This window comes from Corynebacterium lubricantis DSM 45231 (genome assembly GCF_000379425.1).
GTDB lineage: Bacteria > Actinomycetota > Actinomycetes > Mycobacteriales > Mycobacteriaceae > Corynebacterium > Corynebacterium lubricantis.
In genome coordinates, this window is the sequence record NZ_KB902188.1 from 48,147 (window position 1) to 63,502 (window position 15,356).

General features: G+C 59.6%; 13 protein-coding genes and 1 tRNA gene. 7 read left to right on the forward strand and 7 right to left on the reverse strand.

Annotation, left to right across the window (positions count from 1 at the left end; translation table 11 throughout):
- Positions 1–13: 13 nt before the first annotated feature.
- A complete protein-coding gene (locus A37O_RS0104735) occupies positions 14–2,365 on the forward strand; it encodes a 3'-5' exonuclease (RefSeq protein ID WP_018296346.1) in 2,352 nt (783 codons plus the stop codon).
- 212 nt (positions 2,366–2,577) lie between these two features.
- Here A37O_RS0104735 and A37O_RS0104740 read toward each other — a convergent pair whose 3' ends face one another.
- Both A37O_RS0104740 and A37O_RS0104745 read right to left on the reverse strand, forming a co-directional pair.
- Complete coding sequence (locus A37O_RS0104740) at positions 2,578–3,690, reverse strand: SDR family oxidoreductase (RefSeq protein WP_018296347.1); 1,113 nt, start codon at positions 3,688–3,690, stop codon at positions 2,578–2,580.
- A 10-nt stretch (positions 3,691–3,700) separates the two neighbouring features.
- Positions 3,701–4,630: an aldo/keto reductase gene (locus A37O_RS0104745; RefSeq protein ID WP_018296348.1), complete on the reverse strand. Its 930-nt coding sequence runs from the start codon at positions 4,628–4,630 to the stop codon at positions 3,701–3,703.
- Between the two features lie 101 nt (positions 4,631–4,731).
- On the opposite strand from A37O_RS0104745, the gene A37O_RS0104750 reads away from it, so the two are divergent.
- Positions 4,732–5,223 (forward strand): MarR family winged helix-turn-helix transcriptional regulator, encoded by a 492-nt coding sequence (locus A37O_RS0104750; protein WP_018296349.1) that lies wholly within the window; start codon positions 4,732–4,734, stop codon positions 5,221–5,223.
- A gap of 145 nt (positions 5,224–5,368) precedes the next feature.
- On the opposite strand, the gene A37O_RS14680 is transcribed toward A37O_RS0104750, so the two are convergent.
- From A37O_RS14680 to rpsA, 3 genes are all read right to left on the reverse strand, one after another.
- Positions 5,369–5,758 carry a DUF4259 domain-containing protein gene (locus A37O_RS14680; RefSeq protein WP_018296350.1) on the reverse strand — a complete coding sequence of 130 codons (390 nt, stop codon included), beginning with the start codon at positions 5,756–5,758 and terminating at the stop codon, positions 5,369–5,371.
- A 58-nt stretch (positions 5,759–5,816) separates the two neighbouring features.
- On the reverse strand, positions 5,817–6,410 hold the full coding sequence (coaE, locus tag A37O_RS0104760) for a dephospho-CoA kinase (protein ID WP_018296351.1): 594 nt from the start codon (positions 6,408–6,410) through the stop codon (positions 5,817–5,819).
- A 91-nt stretch (positions 6,411–6,501) separates the two neighbouring features.
- On the reverse strand, positions 6,502–7,977 hold the full coding sequence (rpsA, locus tag A37O_RS0104765) for a 30S ribosomal protein S1 (RefSeq protein WP_018296352.1): 1,476 nt from the start codon (positions 7,975–7,977) through the stop codon (positions 6,502–6,504).
- A 207-nt stretch (positions 7,978–8,184) separates the two neighbouring features.
- Here rpsA and A37O_RS0104770 point away from each other — a divergent pair, with 207 nt between their 5' ends.
- A complete protein-coding gene (locus A37O_RS0104770; RefSeq protein ID WP_018296353.1) occupies positions 8,185–8,913 on the forward strand; it encodes a class I SAM-dependent methyltransferase in 729 nt (242 codons plus the stop codon).
- Here the strand turns inward: A37O_RS0104770 and A37O_RS0104775 are convergent.
- Positions 8,910–9,956: a winged helix DNA-binding domain-containing protein gene (locus tag A37O_RS0104775; RefSeq protein WP_018296354.1), complete on the reverse strand. Its 1,047-nt coding sequence runs from the start codon at positions 9,954–9,956 to the stop codon at positions 8,910–8,912. The two genes, A37O_RS0104770 and A37O_RS0104775, sit on opposite strands and share 4 nt — an antisense overlap.
- Positions 9,940–12,549: a DNA polymerase I gene (gene polA, locus A37O_RS0104780; RefSeq protein ID WP_018296355.1), complete on the reverse strand. Its 2,610-nt coding sequence runs from the start codon at positions 12,547–12,549 to the stop codon at positions 9,940–9,942. Before polA ends, A37O_RS0104775 begins: the two co-directional genes overlap by 17 nt.
- Before the next feature lie 131 nt (positions 12,550–12,680).
- Between polA and A37O_RS0104785 the strand changes: the two genes are divergently transcribed.
- The 4 genes from A37O_RS0104785 (at position 12,681) to A37O_RS0104800 (ending at position 15,340) form a co-directional block, all read left to right on the forward strand.
- Positions 12,681–12,754 (forward strand) — tRNA-Leu (locus tag A37O_RS0104785).
- A gap of 188 nt (positions 12,755–12,942) precedes the next feature.
- Positions 12,943–13,842, forward strand: a complete 900-nt coding sequence (locus A37O_RS0104790; protein WP_018296356.1) for an arginase family protein — start codon at positions 12,943–12,945, stop codon at positions 13,840–13,842.
- 96 nt (positions 13,843–13,938) lie between these two features.
- Positions 13,939–14,301 (forward strand): hypothetical protein, encoded by a 363-nt coding sequence (locus A37O_RS0104795; RefSeq protein ID WP_018296357.1) that lies wholly within the window; start codon positions 13,939–13,941, stop codon positions 14,299–14,301.
- 118 nt (positions 14,302–14,419) lie between these two features.
- Positions 14,420–15,340 carry a DUF368 domain-containing protein gene (locus A37O_RS0104800; RefSeq protein ID WP_018296358.1) on the forward strand — a complete coding sequence of 307 codons (921 nt, stop codon included), beginning with the start codon at positions 14,420–14,422 and terminating at the stop codon, positions 15,338–15,340.
- Positions 15,341–15,356 lie beyond the last annotated feature (16 nt).

Genomic DNA, 15,356 nt, shown 5'->3' on the forward strand with positions numbered 1-15,356 from the left:
AGAAAGCACACTCATGGCACTGCTGACGTTTTATCAGAAGATCCCGCAGATTGATGGGCTCAATACCCAGCTCATGGATTTCATGCGCAAGATCCAGGAGAACCCAGACCACTCCGGGCTGGATCTGAAGATTCCGAAGGGGGCCGCGGACAAGAACGTTCGCACCGCGCGGGTCAATGATAAGTATCGCGCCGTGCTCTTTGAGGTGCCGAATCCTGGTGAGCGCCACTTCGTGTTGGCCGGGGTGTTTAATCACGACGATGCGTACGACTATGCCTCGAAAACCGTTTTCACCACGAACCCGATTAACGGCATTCCGCAGCTGACGCAGACCGGTCGGTCTCAGGCGGAGATTAACGCTGAGGTGGAGTCGCGGCTGAAGGCACGCGAGGCTGAGGAAGCGGCGCTGCGGCAGGTGGAGGCGGAGGCTGTTGCTGCTTCTTCGTCTACTGAGGTGGCTGTTGAGGAGCCGGTAGTTAAGGTTCCTGCTGCTGAACCGACTCCGTCCGAGCAGCTTGCAGAGCTTGAAATCGATGTGGAGCAGCTCGAACAAGAACTAGGCATCTCGCCGGTGACGACGGGGATCGTCGCAAAGGCGAAAGACCTTGCCGATCTGGATGCGCTGCTCTCGGCCTCGCCGACGTGGGAGCGCGACGCGATTCTCGGTGTGCTCGCGGGGCTTGACTTTGAGGCAATTCGCGAGGAGTTGGGGCTGAATGCTCCGGCGGATTCGGCTGAGACTGCGGCGGACGACGACGAGAAGCTGCGAAAGTCGTTGGAGACACCGACGGCGGCGATGGACTTTGTTCCGGTGCCGAAGGATGCCTCGGATGAGGATTTGGAGGCGCTGATCTCGAAGATCTCGTTTAGCGATTGGCGCACCTACCTGCACCCATCCCAGCAAAAGATCGTGGACGCCGACCACTCCGGCTCCGCTCGTGTGACTGGTGGTGCGGGTACGGGCAAAACCATCGTCGCGGTGCATCGTGCGAACGCGTTGGCTACCAAGCGAGGCAAGCAGCCTGAATTGGGTCCTGGTTCGCCGAAGGTCTTCTTGACCACCTACACCCGCGCGCTTTCTGACTCGTTGAAGTCGCTGATGAATCTGCTCAACCCGACGTATCCCGAGGCGAGTGTGATTGGTGCTCCGGGAATGTGGATCAATGGCATTGATTCGACGATTCACAGTGTGCTCAAGAATGCCCGGAAGGACGAACGCACGGCCGCCATCGAGGCTGTGACCGGAATTGATGCGCGGGGTACAGGGGTTGCAGGCCTTGATGGTCGGGACGAAACAAAGCTTTGGAACGAGGCTGTTGAGCTGGCCGGAGAGGGGCTGGCTCCGGAGAAGGCGAACGCCGAATTCTTGAATGCCGAGTACTCCGCCGTCATTCTTGCCCAGCAGATCACCGACGAGAAAACGTATCTGCGTGCTCGTCGGCGCGGCCGCGGCACCTCCTTGGATCGGAAGGAGCGCAAACTTGTTTGGTCGGTCGTCGAGACGTTCCTGCGCAAGGCCCTCGCCATGAAGCGACTCCCCTTCGCCACTCTTGCATCCGTGGCAGCGGAGATTCTGAACCGTCGCGGGGTTCCCATCTTCGACCACGCAATTGTCGACGAGGCCCAGGACTTCCACGCGGGTCACTGGCGCTTCCTGCGGGCAGCCGTGCGAAAGGGCCCGAACGACATCTTCATCGCGGAGGACTCTCACCAGCGCATTTATGGCCAACACCTGACCATGTCGCACTTCGACATCACCATCCGCGGCCGGGCGTCCCGCAAACTCACCCGCAACTACCGCACCACTCACGAGACGCTGAACTACGCGCTGAAGATCCTCGAGGGCGAAGACTGGCGCGATTCCAGCGACGAGGAAGACACCACCACCGGATACCGCTCGCTGCGCAATGGCCCCGAGCCGATTGTGGTTCACGTGGCTACAGAGTCTGAGCAGATGGACGCGGTGATTTCGCAGCTGCATTCGTGGCAGGACGCGGCTTCGGGTGAAGCGAACATTGGTGTCCTGGTGCGTGGTCGTGCGGATGTACGCAAGGTCACCGCTGCGCTGACATCCGCAGGATTCGATGCAACGGATACTCGTCAAGCGACGGTCGCAGCTGACCACGATGTTTCGGTGATGACGATGCACTCGGCGAAGGGTTTGGAGTTCACCCACGTTGTGCTGCTTGGCGTGAATGCGAAGTCGATGCCGCAGGCGTTCCGCTTGAACGGGCTCGCTGAAGCAGAGCGCGACGACGTGCTCCAGCGCGAGCGGGCTTTGTTGTACGTGGCGGCCTCGCGTGCCCGCGACGCGCTGATGATTACCGCGGTTGGCGAGGCGTCGGAGTTGTTGCCAGCGGAGTGAGGGTTGTTGGGGGTTCGGAGCGCTGCGGGTTCGAAATAGCTAATTGTGTATGGCTAATTAGCTCGAAAATCAGGCCTTTTGGCCACTAATTAGCGATACACAATTAGCTATTTCGCCGGGGCAACGGACTATACATCGGCCCAACGAACTATCCGTCGGACCAACGGCCATTTCGCCGGGTAAACAGACCTTTCGCCGGGACTTGCCCGGTATCATTTAGCCTCAAACGGTTGCAGTACCTTGGCTTCCACGAGCTCGTCGAAAAGCTGGAGCAAACGAGTCTCCGAATCCAACACATCGGCGAAGCCTGCTTGGCGCACCTTCACGGTAGACGTAATATTGTCCGCCTCGTGATGGAATAGGAAGTCGCCCACTCCCCAACCAACGAGCTTCTCAAAAGGCGTGTCCACCAGACCGTGGCGCTGCACCAACCGCTCCCACACCTCGGCGTGCGCCGGCATCGACTCAGCCAGCGACATCTGCTGCGGCGGCGCGTACTCCATGCCAAAGTGCGCAGCAAACTTCGGCCACAGCTGCGACCAGCGGAATTGGTCGCCGTTGGTCACGTTGAAGATCTCGTTCTCGGCGCTAGCGGCAGAACCCGCCCACACGGTAGCCCTGCCCAGCAGCTCGGCATCAGTGGTTTGGTACAGCACCTCATAGGCCGCACGCGTTCCGGGGAAGCGCAGCGGCAAACCGAGTTCCTTCGAGATCGCCGCGTACACACCAATCACGAGCAGCAGGTTCATCGGGTTGCCCGTGGCATATCCCGTCACACCTTCAGGCCGCAGCGCGGTGAACGCGAAACCGTCACGCTCCGAGCGCTCTCGCAGAATATCTTCCTGCGTGGCGTAGAAATGCTTGGCCACCAAGCGCGGATCGGACTCCTTCGCCGGGGTGTTGAAAAACCCAAGATGGTGCCCGTAGGCCTTGCCACCCTGGTAGATGGTCACATGCTTCAGGGGCACGCCCGCACTTTTCAGCGCGTCGAGGGTACTGGTGAGCAGCTCGTCGTTAATTGCGATGAGCTCCTCATCCGTGGATTTCTCCACATACGCCCCAAACACGAGATGCGTGGTGTCGCGCAGCCCTTCGGTGTCCGCGATCAGCGCGGTCAGGGCCTCGGTGTCGAGGAGGTCGGCGCTGTGGTGCGTCCACGTGGCATCGGGAACTTCACGACGACTAATGCCGTACACCTCCCAGCCGAGCTGGGAGTACTGGCGCGCAGCATAGCTGCCGATCAATCCGGCATCGCCAACGACAAGGACGGTCCCGTTTGGCTCGGGAAGTTCGGTCAGGCCGAGGCCTGGAGTGGTTTCAGTCACTGCGTTACTCCTATGCGAATGGCTCGGAAGCCTTGTCCAGTGCCGTAACCTCAGCCTCGGTGAGCTTCAACTCACCCGCTGCGATCAGTGAGGGAAGCTGCTCTGGGGTGGACGCCGAGGCGATCGGCGCGGTAACACCCTTGGCCAGCTGCCATGCAAGTGCGACGGTGGCGGGTTCGACGCCACGGGCTTCTGCAACCTGGACAAGCTGGTTCACCACTGCGAAGCCCTCGTCAGTGGCGTAACCGCTGGCAAAGCCTTCACGGCTCCGGCCGGCGAGGTCCTCAGCCTTGCGGTACTTACCAGTGAGGAAGCCGGAAGCCAGGGAGAAGTAGGTAAAGGTGGCTGCGCCGAATTCTTGCGCGATTGGGAGGTAGGACTGTTCGAAGTCCTTACGGTGGACGAGGTTGTACTGCGGCTGGATGGCGACTGGCACGGTGAGGTTGTTGGCGGTGGCGTACTCGAACCACTCGCGCATGCGCTCTGGCGAGTAGTTGGACAGGGCGATGTCGCGCACCTTGCCGGATTTCACTAGCTCGTCAAGGGTTGCGGCTTGCTCTGCGATGGAGACGTTCTCGTCGTCGTAATGGATGTAGAACAGGTCGATGTAATCGGTCTGCAGGCGCTTCAGGGATGCTTCGAGGGCGTTGACTACGGAGTCGTGCTGCTGGTTATCGTAGGGTGCCAGGCCGCCCATCTTGGTGGCTAGAACGACGGACTCGCGGTTGTTGCGCGCTGCAAACCACTCGCCGAGGACCTGCTCGGAGTCGCCGCCGGTTCCGTCACCAGCCCACACAGCGTAGAGGTCGGCGGTATCAATATAGGTGCCGCCTGCTTCGACGAAGGCATCGAGCACTGCGAAGGACGCTTCCTGGTCGGAAGTCCAACCGAAAGTGTTGCCGCCGAGGACGAGGGGGATGTTCAGTTCTGGAAGTGACATGGAATTCTCCTTAGGTTCTAATGACATGCTCTGACTTTACGTGTAAAGCCAACTCTAATCAGATTACTTTAAAAGTCAAGCGTATATGTAAAGTGGAGTGCATGGCGGACCAAGAAGGACTGGACAACGAACCAGACTGGCTCACTTCGGATGAGCAAGACGCGTGGGTGTCACTGTGGACGGTGATGGAGTGGCTCCCAGGGCGTCTCGACGCTCAACTGCAGTCGGACTCCGGCCTCTCACTGGCGGAATATAATGCACTTTCGCAGATTTCCATGGCCCCCGAGGCAACCATTCGGCTCAGTGAGTTGGCCGTGCTTGCCAACATGAAACTCCCCCACCTCTCAAGGGTGATGACCCGCCTGGAAAAGGCAGGCTGGGTGACGCGTTTTCCGGACCCCTCAAACGGGCGCTACACCCTGGCTCAACTCACCGAATCCGGTGTAGCCAAAGTAAAGGAGGCGGCGCCGGGGCATGTCAGTGCAGTCCGTGAATACGTAATCGGCTCGCTCTCCCCCGCACAGATCCAAGCGATGACCGAGGTTAACTCAGCAATTGCAGGCGCGATCGATGCGCCGCACGTGAACCGTTAGCGAAGCTCCCCAAATCCCAGGTTCCCGACCCCATTCCCAGATCAACGGTTGAGGATCCCACGGGACCACGGTCGGACCATGTGGCCACGAAAAAACGACCAGGGTTTTCGTCCATCCTCAACCGTTAAAGTGGCGCAAAGTTGCCCTACTTCTTGTGTAGCTTCCGCAGGCCCGGGCGGCCGATCGGTGTGGTCACCGCCAGCCAGTCCTGCAACTGGCCACTTTGTTCCCAGAAGGCGTACAGGCCGGACTTTTCGGGGTTAAGCACACGCAGGCGCTGTCCACGGAGCCACGACCAGGCGCGCGGGGTGTCTAGGGCGGTCACGTCGGTGCACGCGATGCCCGGAGGGAGCTCGTAGGTGTCGTCGAGAAGCGCTAAAAGAGCGACTATTCCTGCACCCAAATCTGCGTCAAGTTCGTTTTCGCCGGTGCAATCAAAGATAAATTGGTCAAGATTGAAGCGACCCGCTCGGATCGCTTCAACCACATCTCGGGCCGCGCTGTTATCAAACGGGCCGACATCCCAATACCCCATGACCGTCTAGACTACGACGTTCACATTGCGTGCAATTGGACCCAAGGTGAACTTTCCGCTACGAAAGCGAATGGATCTTCTCCACCAACTTTTTCACCTGCGGCGCGAGGTCCGTCTCGGTACCGGAGTTATCGATGATCACGTCCGCGACTGCGGCGCGTTCCTCGTCGGTAGCCTGCTGTGCCATGCGACGACGCACGTCGTCGGCATCCAGCCCGCGCGAGGATACGAGACGCTCAATGCGGATATCCGCGGGGACCTCAACCACCACGACCATGTCCATGTCGCGGACCATGTTGTTCTCAACCAGCAGTGGCATATCGTAGATCACTGCTTCTTCATCCCGGTACTGCTCGAAGAGACGCTCGGTGCGCCAGCGAATCGCCGGGTGGGTGATGCCGTTGAGCGCCTCGGTACTGTGATCGTCCTTGAACGCGCGTCGAGCGAGTTCCGCGCGATCGAGGTTGCCGTCCTTGTCAATCAAGTCGCTGCCAAAGATTTCGGCTACATCGTTGAGGACCTCGGAGCCAGGTTCCATCACCTGGCGCGAGATCTCGTCCGCGTTAATAACCGGGAAACCCTCTTTCTCCAGCAACTTGGAGACCGTAGTTTTGCCGCTGCCAATTCCGCCTGTCAAACCAATCTTTTTCATACTTCCAGTCTAGTGACTTGGACTGGTTATAACAGGAAAAGAGAAAACGCCCACACGAAAGAATTCGTGTGAGCGTTTAAACTAACTGGTCTTAGTTGCCAGCGAGCTTCTCGCGCAGAGCAGCGAGCTGCTCGTCGGAAGCGAGGGAACCACCAGTGGTCTCCTCTGCAGCCTCGGTGGATGCCGGAGCAGGCGCATCCTCGGAGGACTCAGAAGAGTAGTTGGAGTTCGCTTCTTCCTGTGCTGCTGCCTCAGCGTTGGCAGCGCGGTGACGCTCGATCTGAGCGGTGTGAGCCTGGAAACGACGCTCAGCCTCAGCGTAGCGAGCCTCCCAAGCCTGACGAGCCTCGTCGAAGCCTTCCATCCACTCGTTGGTCTCCGGATCGAAGCCCTCTGGGAAGATGTAGTTGCCCTGCTCGTCGTAGGAGTCAGCCATGCCGTAGCGGGATGGATCGAACTCTTCTGCGTAATCGTCGTCTGCCTGCTTCAGGGACAGGGAGATACGACGACGCTCGAGGTCGATGTCGATGACCTTGACCATCAGCTCTTCGCCGACGTTGACAACCTGGTCTGGCACCTCGATGTGGCGCTGAGCCAGCTCGGAGATGTGGACCAAGCCCTCGATGCCCTCTTCGACGCGAACGAACGCACCGAATGGAACAAGCTTGGTGACCTTGCCTGGCACGATCTGGCCCACAGCGTGGGTACGTGCGAAGACGCGCCAAGGATCTTCCTGGGTTGCCTTCAGGGACAGGGACACGCGCTCGCGGTCGAGATCGACGTCGAGAACCTCAACGGTGACCTCGTCGCCGACGGTGACAACCTCAGATGGGTGGTCGATGTGCTTCCAGGACAGCTCGGAAACGTGAACCAGGCCGTCGACGCCGCCGAGATCGACGAATGCGCCGAAGTTGACGATGGAAGAGACAACGCCCTTGCGGACCTGGCCCTTCTGCAGCTGGTGCAGGAACTCGGAGCGGACCGCAGACTGGGTCTCTTCCAGGTATGCACGACGGGACAGGACAACGTTGTTGCGGTGCTTGTCCAGCTCGATGATCTTCGCTTCGAGCTCCTGGCCGATGTATGGCTCCAGGTCGCGGACGCGGCGCATTTCAACGAGGGATGCAGGCAGGAAGCCACGCAGACCGATGTCGAGGATGAGACCACCCTTGACAACCTCGATGACGGTACCGGTAACCGGCTGGTCGTTCTTCTGAAGTTCCTCGATGGTGCCCCATGCACGCTCGTACTGTGCGCGCTTCTTGGACAGGATCAGACGGCCTTCCTTGTCCTCCTTGGTGAGAACAAGTGCGTCGATCTCGTCGCCGACCTCGACAACCTCATCTGGGTCGATGTCGTGCTTGATGGAGAGCTCGCGGGTTGGGATGACACCCTCGGTCTTGTAACCGATGTCGAGCAGAACTTCGTCGTGATCAACCTTAACGACGGTGCCGGAAACGATATCGCCATCATTGAAGTACTTGATGGTTGCATCGATTGCGGCAAGAAAATCCTCAGCAGTACCAATGTCGTTGATGGCTACCTGAGGGGCGTTAGAAGTGGACATTAATTAATGTGCTCCGAAATGGATAGGAGATAGAAAATGGACAGTGACGTGTCTCTCGAATAAACCTGTTACGCTGGGGTTTCGATCTCGTCGCGGCAACGCTCTGACCCTCCTATTACAGCCAGCTACGCCCCGGACACAGACACGCGCATTAAATAGTAGCGTGTTTCTGCAGCTAGAGCAAATGATTTATAAAGGACGGCCTGCGTGAACACACCTTCTCAAGCCAATCGGGCGCACTGGGACTCCGACGCAATCAGCTACCTCTCGGAGCACGCGTCTTACCTTGAGGGCTTCAATTGGTGCCCTGAAATGCTCGCTGAGAAGGAGGTGCGCCTCCTTGGCGACGTTACCGACAAGCGCGTCGTGGAGATCGGTTGCGGGAGTGCGCCGTGCGCAAGTTGGCTTTACAAAGATGGCGTGGACTTCATCACAGCCTTCGATATCAGCGCCGGCATGCTGGCTCAGGCCCGCCCCGGTGTGCCGCTCGCCCAGGCCGATGTGCTCGCACTTCCCTACCGCGACCAGGCCTTTGACGTGGCGTTTTCTGCGTTCGGCGCCCTGCCCTTTGTCAAAGATGTCACGGCGGCACTGCGCGAAATCTCCCGCGTACTCTCGGACGGTGGTCGCTTCGTGTTTTCCGTCAACCACCCGATGCGCTGGGTCTTCCCCGATGACCCCACCGCCTTTACCGCTCAAATCAGCTACTTCGCCCGCGAGTACGAGGAATACGACGAGGCAGGAAACCTCACCTACGCCGAATACCACCGCACCTTCGGCGACTGGGTCCGCGCGATCAATGCATCTGGCTTCGAACTCAAAGATTTAGTCGAGCCCGAGTGGCCCGAGCACCTCACCCAGAACTGGGGCCAGTGGTCGCCCGAGCGCGGCCGGATCTTCCCGGGCACCGCGATCTTCGTGTGCGAAAAACGCTAAAAGAACGGATGACTGCGATGCTTGCGGCGAATTCCCGCCTGCGCGTAATTCGGAATGCCCGCGTAGTCGTCGATTTCTAGCTTCCCCGCATTGCCTCGCCAGGCGCCGCGAACCACGCCGTCGACGACAACGGCTTTCTTAAAGATGCCCATATTGCGCGGCACCAACTGCGTGTGGGTGTCTTCCGACATCGCGAAAAGCCTGTCCTGGTAGCCCAAAATGTACTCGTCAAACGCCGGCAGCAAGTGCGGGGCACGCAGCTGCGCGGGAGTTGCGTTGGCTACTTCGTCGATAAGCGATGCCCGCATGTACTCCCCTTCGACCTCTATGATGTCGGCGGGCAGATGCTCGAGTGCGGTGCGGATCTCGCGCACGGGCAGCTTCGACCACCAGCGCACGTCGTCGAAAGTCACGGGGCCGTGCGTGCGCACGTAGCGGGCGACGATCTCGTCGGCGGCGGCCTGACGCTCGCCGTTGAAGGCCTGTTCCAGGCTTTGCGACGACGGCGCCGCCCCCATCTTCTGCTCCCGGCCGAGGTAAGCGAGGGAACCGTCAACCATGAGCAGGTAGCGGGTGCGGTAAAAATGGCGCGCGTCGGGGTCCGGGATCACGCGGGTGACGATGGCCTGGTACTCCTGATTGGTCACGGGGCCCTCGGTGAGGATGAGGTCGAGAATCTTGTCGATCTGCGCGTTCGTGGCGCCGTGCTCGATGACAGTTTTGCGGGCGCGCTCGACACCCGGGTTGGCCAAAAGTTCGGTGAGCCAGCGCAGTTCGTGGGCGCGGGCTGCGAAGACGGTGCCGCGCATGGGGTAACCGCGCACGATCTCGCCTCGGTCGAGTGCTTCGTGGACGTCTTGAATCTGGCCGGTTGAGCGCAGCGCCATCGAGGAAAACACCGACGGGTCCTGGCCCTGCATCAGTCCAAAGGCACTTAAGGCCTCGGCGGGTGTGTCCCAGCCCTGCCCGACGAGGCCTTGGGCAACGAGTCTGGTGCGGGCTTTTTCGCGGGCGGAGCTCCGGGCTTTAGTGCGCGGCTTCATCCCAGTTCTTTCCGGAGCCTGCCGAGACCTCCAGTGGGACGCGCAGGGTGATCGCCTGGTCCATCTCGCGCTCGAGGATCTCGGTGACCTGGTCTAGCTCGCCCGGATAGATCTCCACCACGAGTTCGTCGTGGACCTGGAGGAGCACGCGGGAGCGTAACTCCGCGTCCTCGAGGGCTGCGTCGACGCGGATCATGGCCACCTTAATAATGTCGGCGGCCGTGCCCTGGATCGGCGCGTTCAGCGCTGCGCGCTCGGCGTTCTCGCGGGCGACGCGGTTATCGGAATTCAGCTCCGGCAGGTAGCGACGGCGGCCGAACACCGTGGAAGTGTAGCCGTCCTTGCGTGCCTGCTCGACCACCTCGTCGAGGTAGGTTTTTACCCCGCCAAAGCGCTCAAAGTAGCTCTCCATGATCTTCTTCGCCTCACCGGGCGAGATGTCCAGCTGCGCCGAGAGCCCGTAGGCGGACAGGCCGTAGACCAAGCCGTAGGACATGGCCTTGACGCGGCGGCGCAGCTCGGGCGTGACCTCGTCGATAGGCACGTCGAAGACCTTCGAACCGACGTAATTATGCAGGTCCTCGCCCTCTTTGTACGCCTCGACCAGACCTGGGTCCTGGGAGAGGTGCGCCATCACGCGCATTTCAATCTGCGAGTAGTCTGCGGTGAGCAGGCACTCGTAGCCCTCGCCCACCACGAACGCCGAGCGGATCTTCTTGCCGGCGTCGGTGCGCACGGGGATGTTCTGCAGGTTCGGCTCGGTGGAGCTCAGGCGCCCGGTCGACGCGACAGTCTGGTTGAAGGTGGTGTGGATGCGCCCGTCAGACTGCACCGTCTTAATCAGGCCCTCCAGCGTGGACTTCATCTTCTGGTACTCGCGGTGCTGGAGCAGCTTGTCCAAAAACGGGTGCGGATTCTTCGCCGCCAAGGCCTCAATCTCCTTCGCCGCGGTGGAATAACCCGTCTTGGTTTTCTTCGTCTTGGGCAGATCCAGCTTGTCGAAAAGAACCACGGAGAGCTGCTTCGGGCTGGACAGGTTGAGGTCGGGCTCGTCGACAAGCTGCCGTGCTTCTTCCTCGACCTCGGCGACCTGGTTCGTGAACGTTTTCAGCTGATCCTCGAGCACGTCCACGTCCACCGCGATGCCGGTGGCCTCCATCTTCGCCAAAATGGTCACCAGCGGAATTTCCAGGTCTTGGTACAACTCAAAGGAGCTGATCTCCTCGAGCTGCTTCGTCAGTTCCTCGGCAAGCTCCAGGATGGCCACGGCGGAATCGGTCAGCGAGGTGTCGTCGAGAAGGCTGAGCTGGTCCGATGCCTCGGCGAGCTGGCGCTGCAAGTGACGCTGATACACGTCCTTGAGCTCGTACGTGCGCTGGCCCGGGCGCAGCAAATACGCCGCGATCGCCGTGTCGTGTGCGATGCCGTTCAGTTTTATTCCGCGCCCGGCCAGCATGTGATATGCCGCCTTCGACTCGTGCAAATACTTCGGATCGCTAGATTCCAGCCACGCGACCAGGGCCTTTTCCTCGTTGGGGTTAAGGTCGGCGAGTTCCTTCGAGATGCCGCTTCGCTGCTTATCGACGATGCCCACCGCCCTCGCATCACCCGCGTTCGGGGCGCCATTGCCCACCACGAAAACTGCCAAGCCTTGGCCCTTGCGTTCCTCGAGCCACTGGTCCAGATCGCCTGAGTGCACCTCGACCTTGTCCAACTCGACGAGTTCTTCAGGAGCCGTGCTATTCGAGGTGGGCACCGCGGCGAGGACGCGTTCGCGCAGGTTGACACCGAATTCGAGCTCGTCGAAGTCCTTCGCGATGGTGCTCACGTCGGCTTCCTTCATGTGCAAGTCATCCGGGCCCACCGGCAGGTCCATGTCGGTGACCATCTGGGTGAGCTCGCGATTCATGCGAACCTGGTCGATGCGGTCGCGGAAGTTCTGGCCGGCCACACCCTTGATCTCGTCGGCGTGCTCGATCAGGTTGTCCAAGTTGCCGTATTCGTTTATCCACTTGGTGGCAGTCTTCTCGCCCACCTTCGGGATGTTCGGCAGGTTATCCGACGGGTCGCCGCGCAGCGCCGCGAAGTCCGGGTACTGCTGCGGTGTCAGACCGTACTTCTCCTGGACCGCCTCGGGGGTGAACCTGGTCATCGTCGATACGCCCTTGGTGGGATAAAGGACGGTGGTGGAATCATCGACAAGTTGTAGGTAGTCGCGATCACCGGTGACGATGATGATATCGAAATCGCCCGAGGCCTTCGCCTGGGTGGTCCACGTAGCCACAATGTCGTCGGCCTCGAAGTTCTCCACCGACAGGGTCACAATGCCGAGGTCACCCAGCACATCCTCGATGATGGGGACCTGGCCCTTAAACTCCTCCGGGCTGGCCTCGCGCTGGGCCTTATATTCCGGGAACTTTTCGGTGCGGAAGGTCTTGCGCCCCACATCGAAAGCCACGGCGACGTGGTCCGGCTTCTCCTCGGTGAGAATGTTCGCGAACATGGAGAGGAAACCGTACACCGCATTCGTGTGTTGACCGCCTGACGTGGAGAAATTCTCCGCAGGCAGCGCGTAGAAGGCACGGAAGGCCATCGAGTGTCCGTCAATGAGAAGCAGGCGTTTATTAGTCACAGTTGACCAGTCTAGCGTGCTCCGTTTCCCGGCTTTACGGGGCGTAATTTTTAAAGTTACATGGGTGTGCGCTAAGCTTCTTTTCCGGTACAGCCCCTGTAGCCCAATTGGCAGAGGCAACGGATTCAAAACCCGTCCAGTGTGAGTTCGAGTCTCACCAGGGGCACTGTATTTTAGGAATTAGCCAGGTCAGAGCGTGAAAGCGTTCTGGCCTGGTTTGTTTTTGCTTTGTCCAGGTTTCATATCGACGGATGTGGGTTTTTGGAGCCAATTCGGGAGGGAAATGCAATATCGGTCGATGTCTGGGGGCGAGAAGTGCCTACCATGGGGCTCAAACAAGCTAAGGAGCACCTAATGACTGAAGCACTGAATAACACTGACACCTTGCGACTCATCTGGCCACAATGGCAGGGCGCGGGCCGAGACAATGTGGCCGGGCTGCTGCCAGAGCTGCCGCTGGGTGTGGCTCGCAAGGAATATGCCGTGGGTGCGAAAGTGATTCAGGCGCTACTCCCCGACCACGCTGGCCCAACCGAGGTGGTGGCCGTTCCGGAAGAAGATGCGGAAGGGGTCACGGACGGGATTGAATCGCGGACGTCGGTGCTGGAATCACTACGGAATGCGCTCGCTGCGATTGAGAAGCATGACCCCGCGCGGATTTTGACCATCGGTGGCGAGTGCTCGGTCAGTGTTGCGCCTTTTGCGGCATTGGCGAAACGCTACGGGGAGGACTTAGCTGTGGTCTGGGTGGACTCGCACCCGGACATTGGAACTCCCGACAGTGAGTACCCGGGCTACCACGCGATGGCGGTGGCATTGCTGACTGGCCATGGAGACCAGGCATTCGTCGATAAGCTTCCTGCAACCGTGGACCCTGCGAAGGTGACACTGGCGGGCCTGCATGACTGGACCGAGGATGATTTTCCGAATGTGGCGGCGTGGGGCATCAATTCGTTTAGCCCGGATGACTTGCGCGAGAACTCGGACGCGCTGATCAGCTGGCTGCGAGGTACGGGCGCGACGAAGGTGGCAATCCACTTCGATGTGGACACCGTGGATAGTAATGAGGCGGCTCTAGGTTTGGGGCAAGTGCCTGGGGGCTTGAGTTCTGCGGAGGTCCGGCGTGTGATCGGCGATCTTTCCAAGGAAGCGGACGTGGTGGGTCTAACTATCGCGGAGTTTATTCCGCGGGATGTGCTGGCTCTTGGCGAGTTAATCAAGGGCATGCCCTTGCTGCCGGAGGAAGAATCTTAAAGCTGGCTCATAGATTGCTGTGTGGCTGAATCCACATATTCCCCTAATTGTTCTTAAAGGCTAAGCTAATAAGTTACTTAGAGGAGGTGATTCAGAATGCCTATCAGCGCGCATGATGCCATGCGCATGCTTTTAGAGTCTCCGGCCGCAACCTCGCACTGGGCCCGCACGGTATTGCCAACCTGGACGGATCGCCCCTTTACAGACGGATCGTATCCAACGAAGGGCGTCTACTGCGTTGAACGTGGTGGGCGCTCTCTCAACTATTTCGTCTCGGCCGCAGAGGTTGCGGCCACCGCCAACGAATGGGCGAACTCAAACCAGAGGCACCCCAACTCCAAGGCGCGATCTGATGCCGTGGCGATAGCGAATAACACTCCTCCCCCGTGGTTCTATGCTGTCACTATCGACGAAGTCATCCAGATCGCCACGCTAGGCACGGTGTTGTACAAGCCATAGCGAAGGCGATGGACTGCGGGTTTGCGCATGTAGGAATAGGTGTCTGTGGGTCGACACGGTAACCTCGTGGAAAGTCAGCAGTAAGTACATGAGTAGAAAGTGATCGCTAGGCAGTTCTATGTCAGCAGACCCACAGCCCCCAAGCACTGAAAGCCCGACCGAGTACCAACATCCGAAGCGGAAGCGTAATTTTCTTGATTACCTCTTCGACGCATTCCGTGGCTTCCTCATCGGCCTTGCCGAACTAGTCCCCGGAATCTCCGGCGGCACGGTAGCCCTGATTGTTGGTATTTACGAGAAGGCATTGCACAACGCCGACCTGTTAATGCGTCGCAAGTTCCGCGAGATCGATTGGCTCTTCCTCTGCCTCGTCGGCGGTGGCATGGTGCTAGCCATTTTCACGATGTCCACCGTGATGCACAACTTCGTCACGAACTACCCGGAGATGTCCAATGGACTCTTCCTGGGCATGGTGGCCGTGTCCATCATCGTCCCCATCGGCATGATGAACCGCCGGACGGCAACCTGGAAGCTCCTCTTCCTATTCATCCCTGGGGTGATTGTGGGCTTCGTCGCTACAGGTTTTACCTCTGGTGTCGTGGAAAACCCCACGCTTATCGCCATCTTCTTCGCCGCTATGGTTGCGGTCTGTGCGCTGATGATCCCTGGCCTGTCGGGCTCCTTCGTATTGCTTGCACTTGGCCTTTACCAGCCGATCATGGGCTCACTGTCCGACCGTGAGTGGGACGTCATCATCGTATTCATCCTGGGCGCGCTGACCGGTGTTGTTGCATTCGTTCGCGTCCTGTCCTGGCTGCTGGAAAAGCATCGCAACGTTACCCTCGCGCTGATGGCTGGCCTGATGGTCGGCTCCTTGCGCGCTCTGTGGCCGTGGCCGGATTCCGAGCCAACCAACGTCGGGCCTGTCGTGGCCATGATGGTTCTCGGCGCGTTAATCGTTGCGGCATTCCTTGCGGTGGACCGCTTCAAGCAGTCGAAGACGCCATCGGCGGAGGTCTCCGCTAGCGATCCAAGTTAGTAGTACTAACATGACG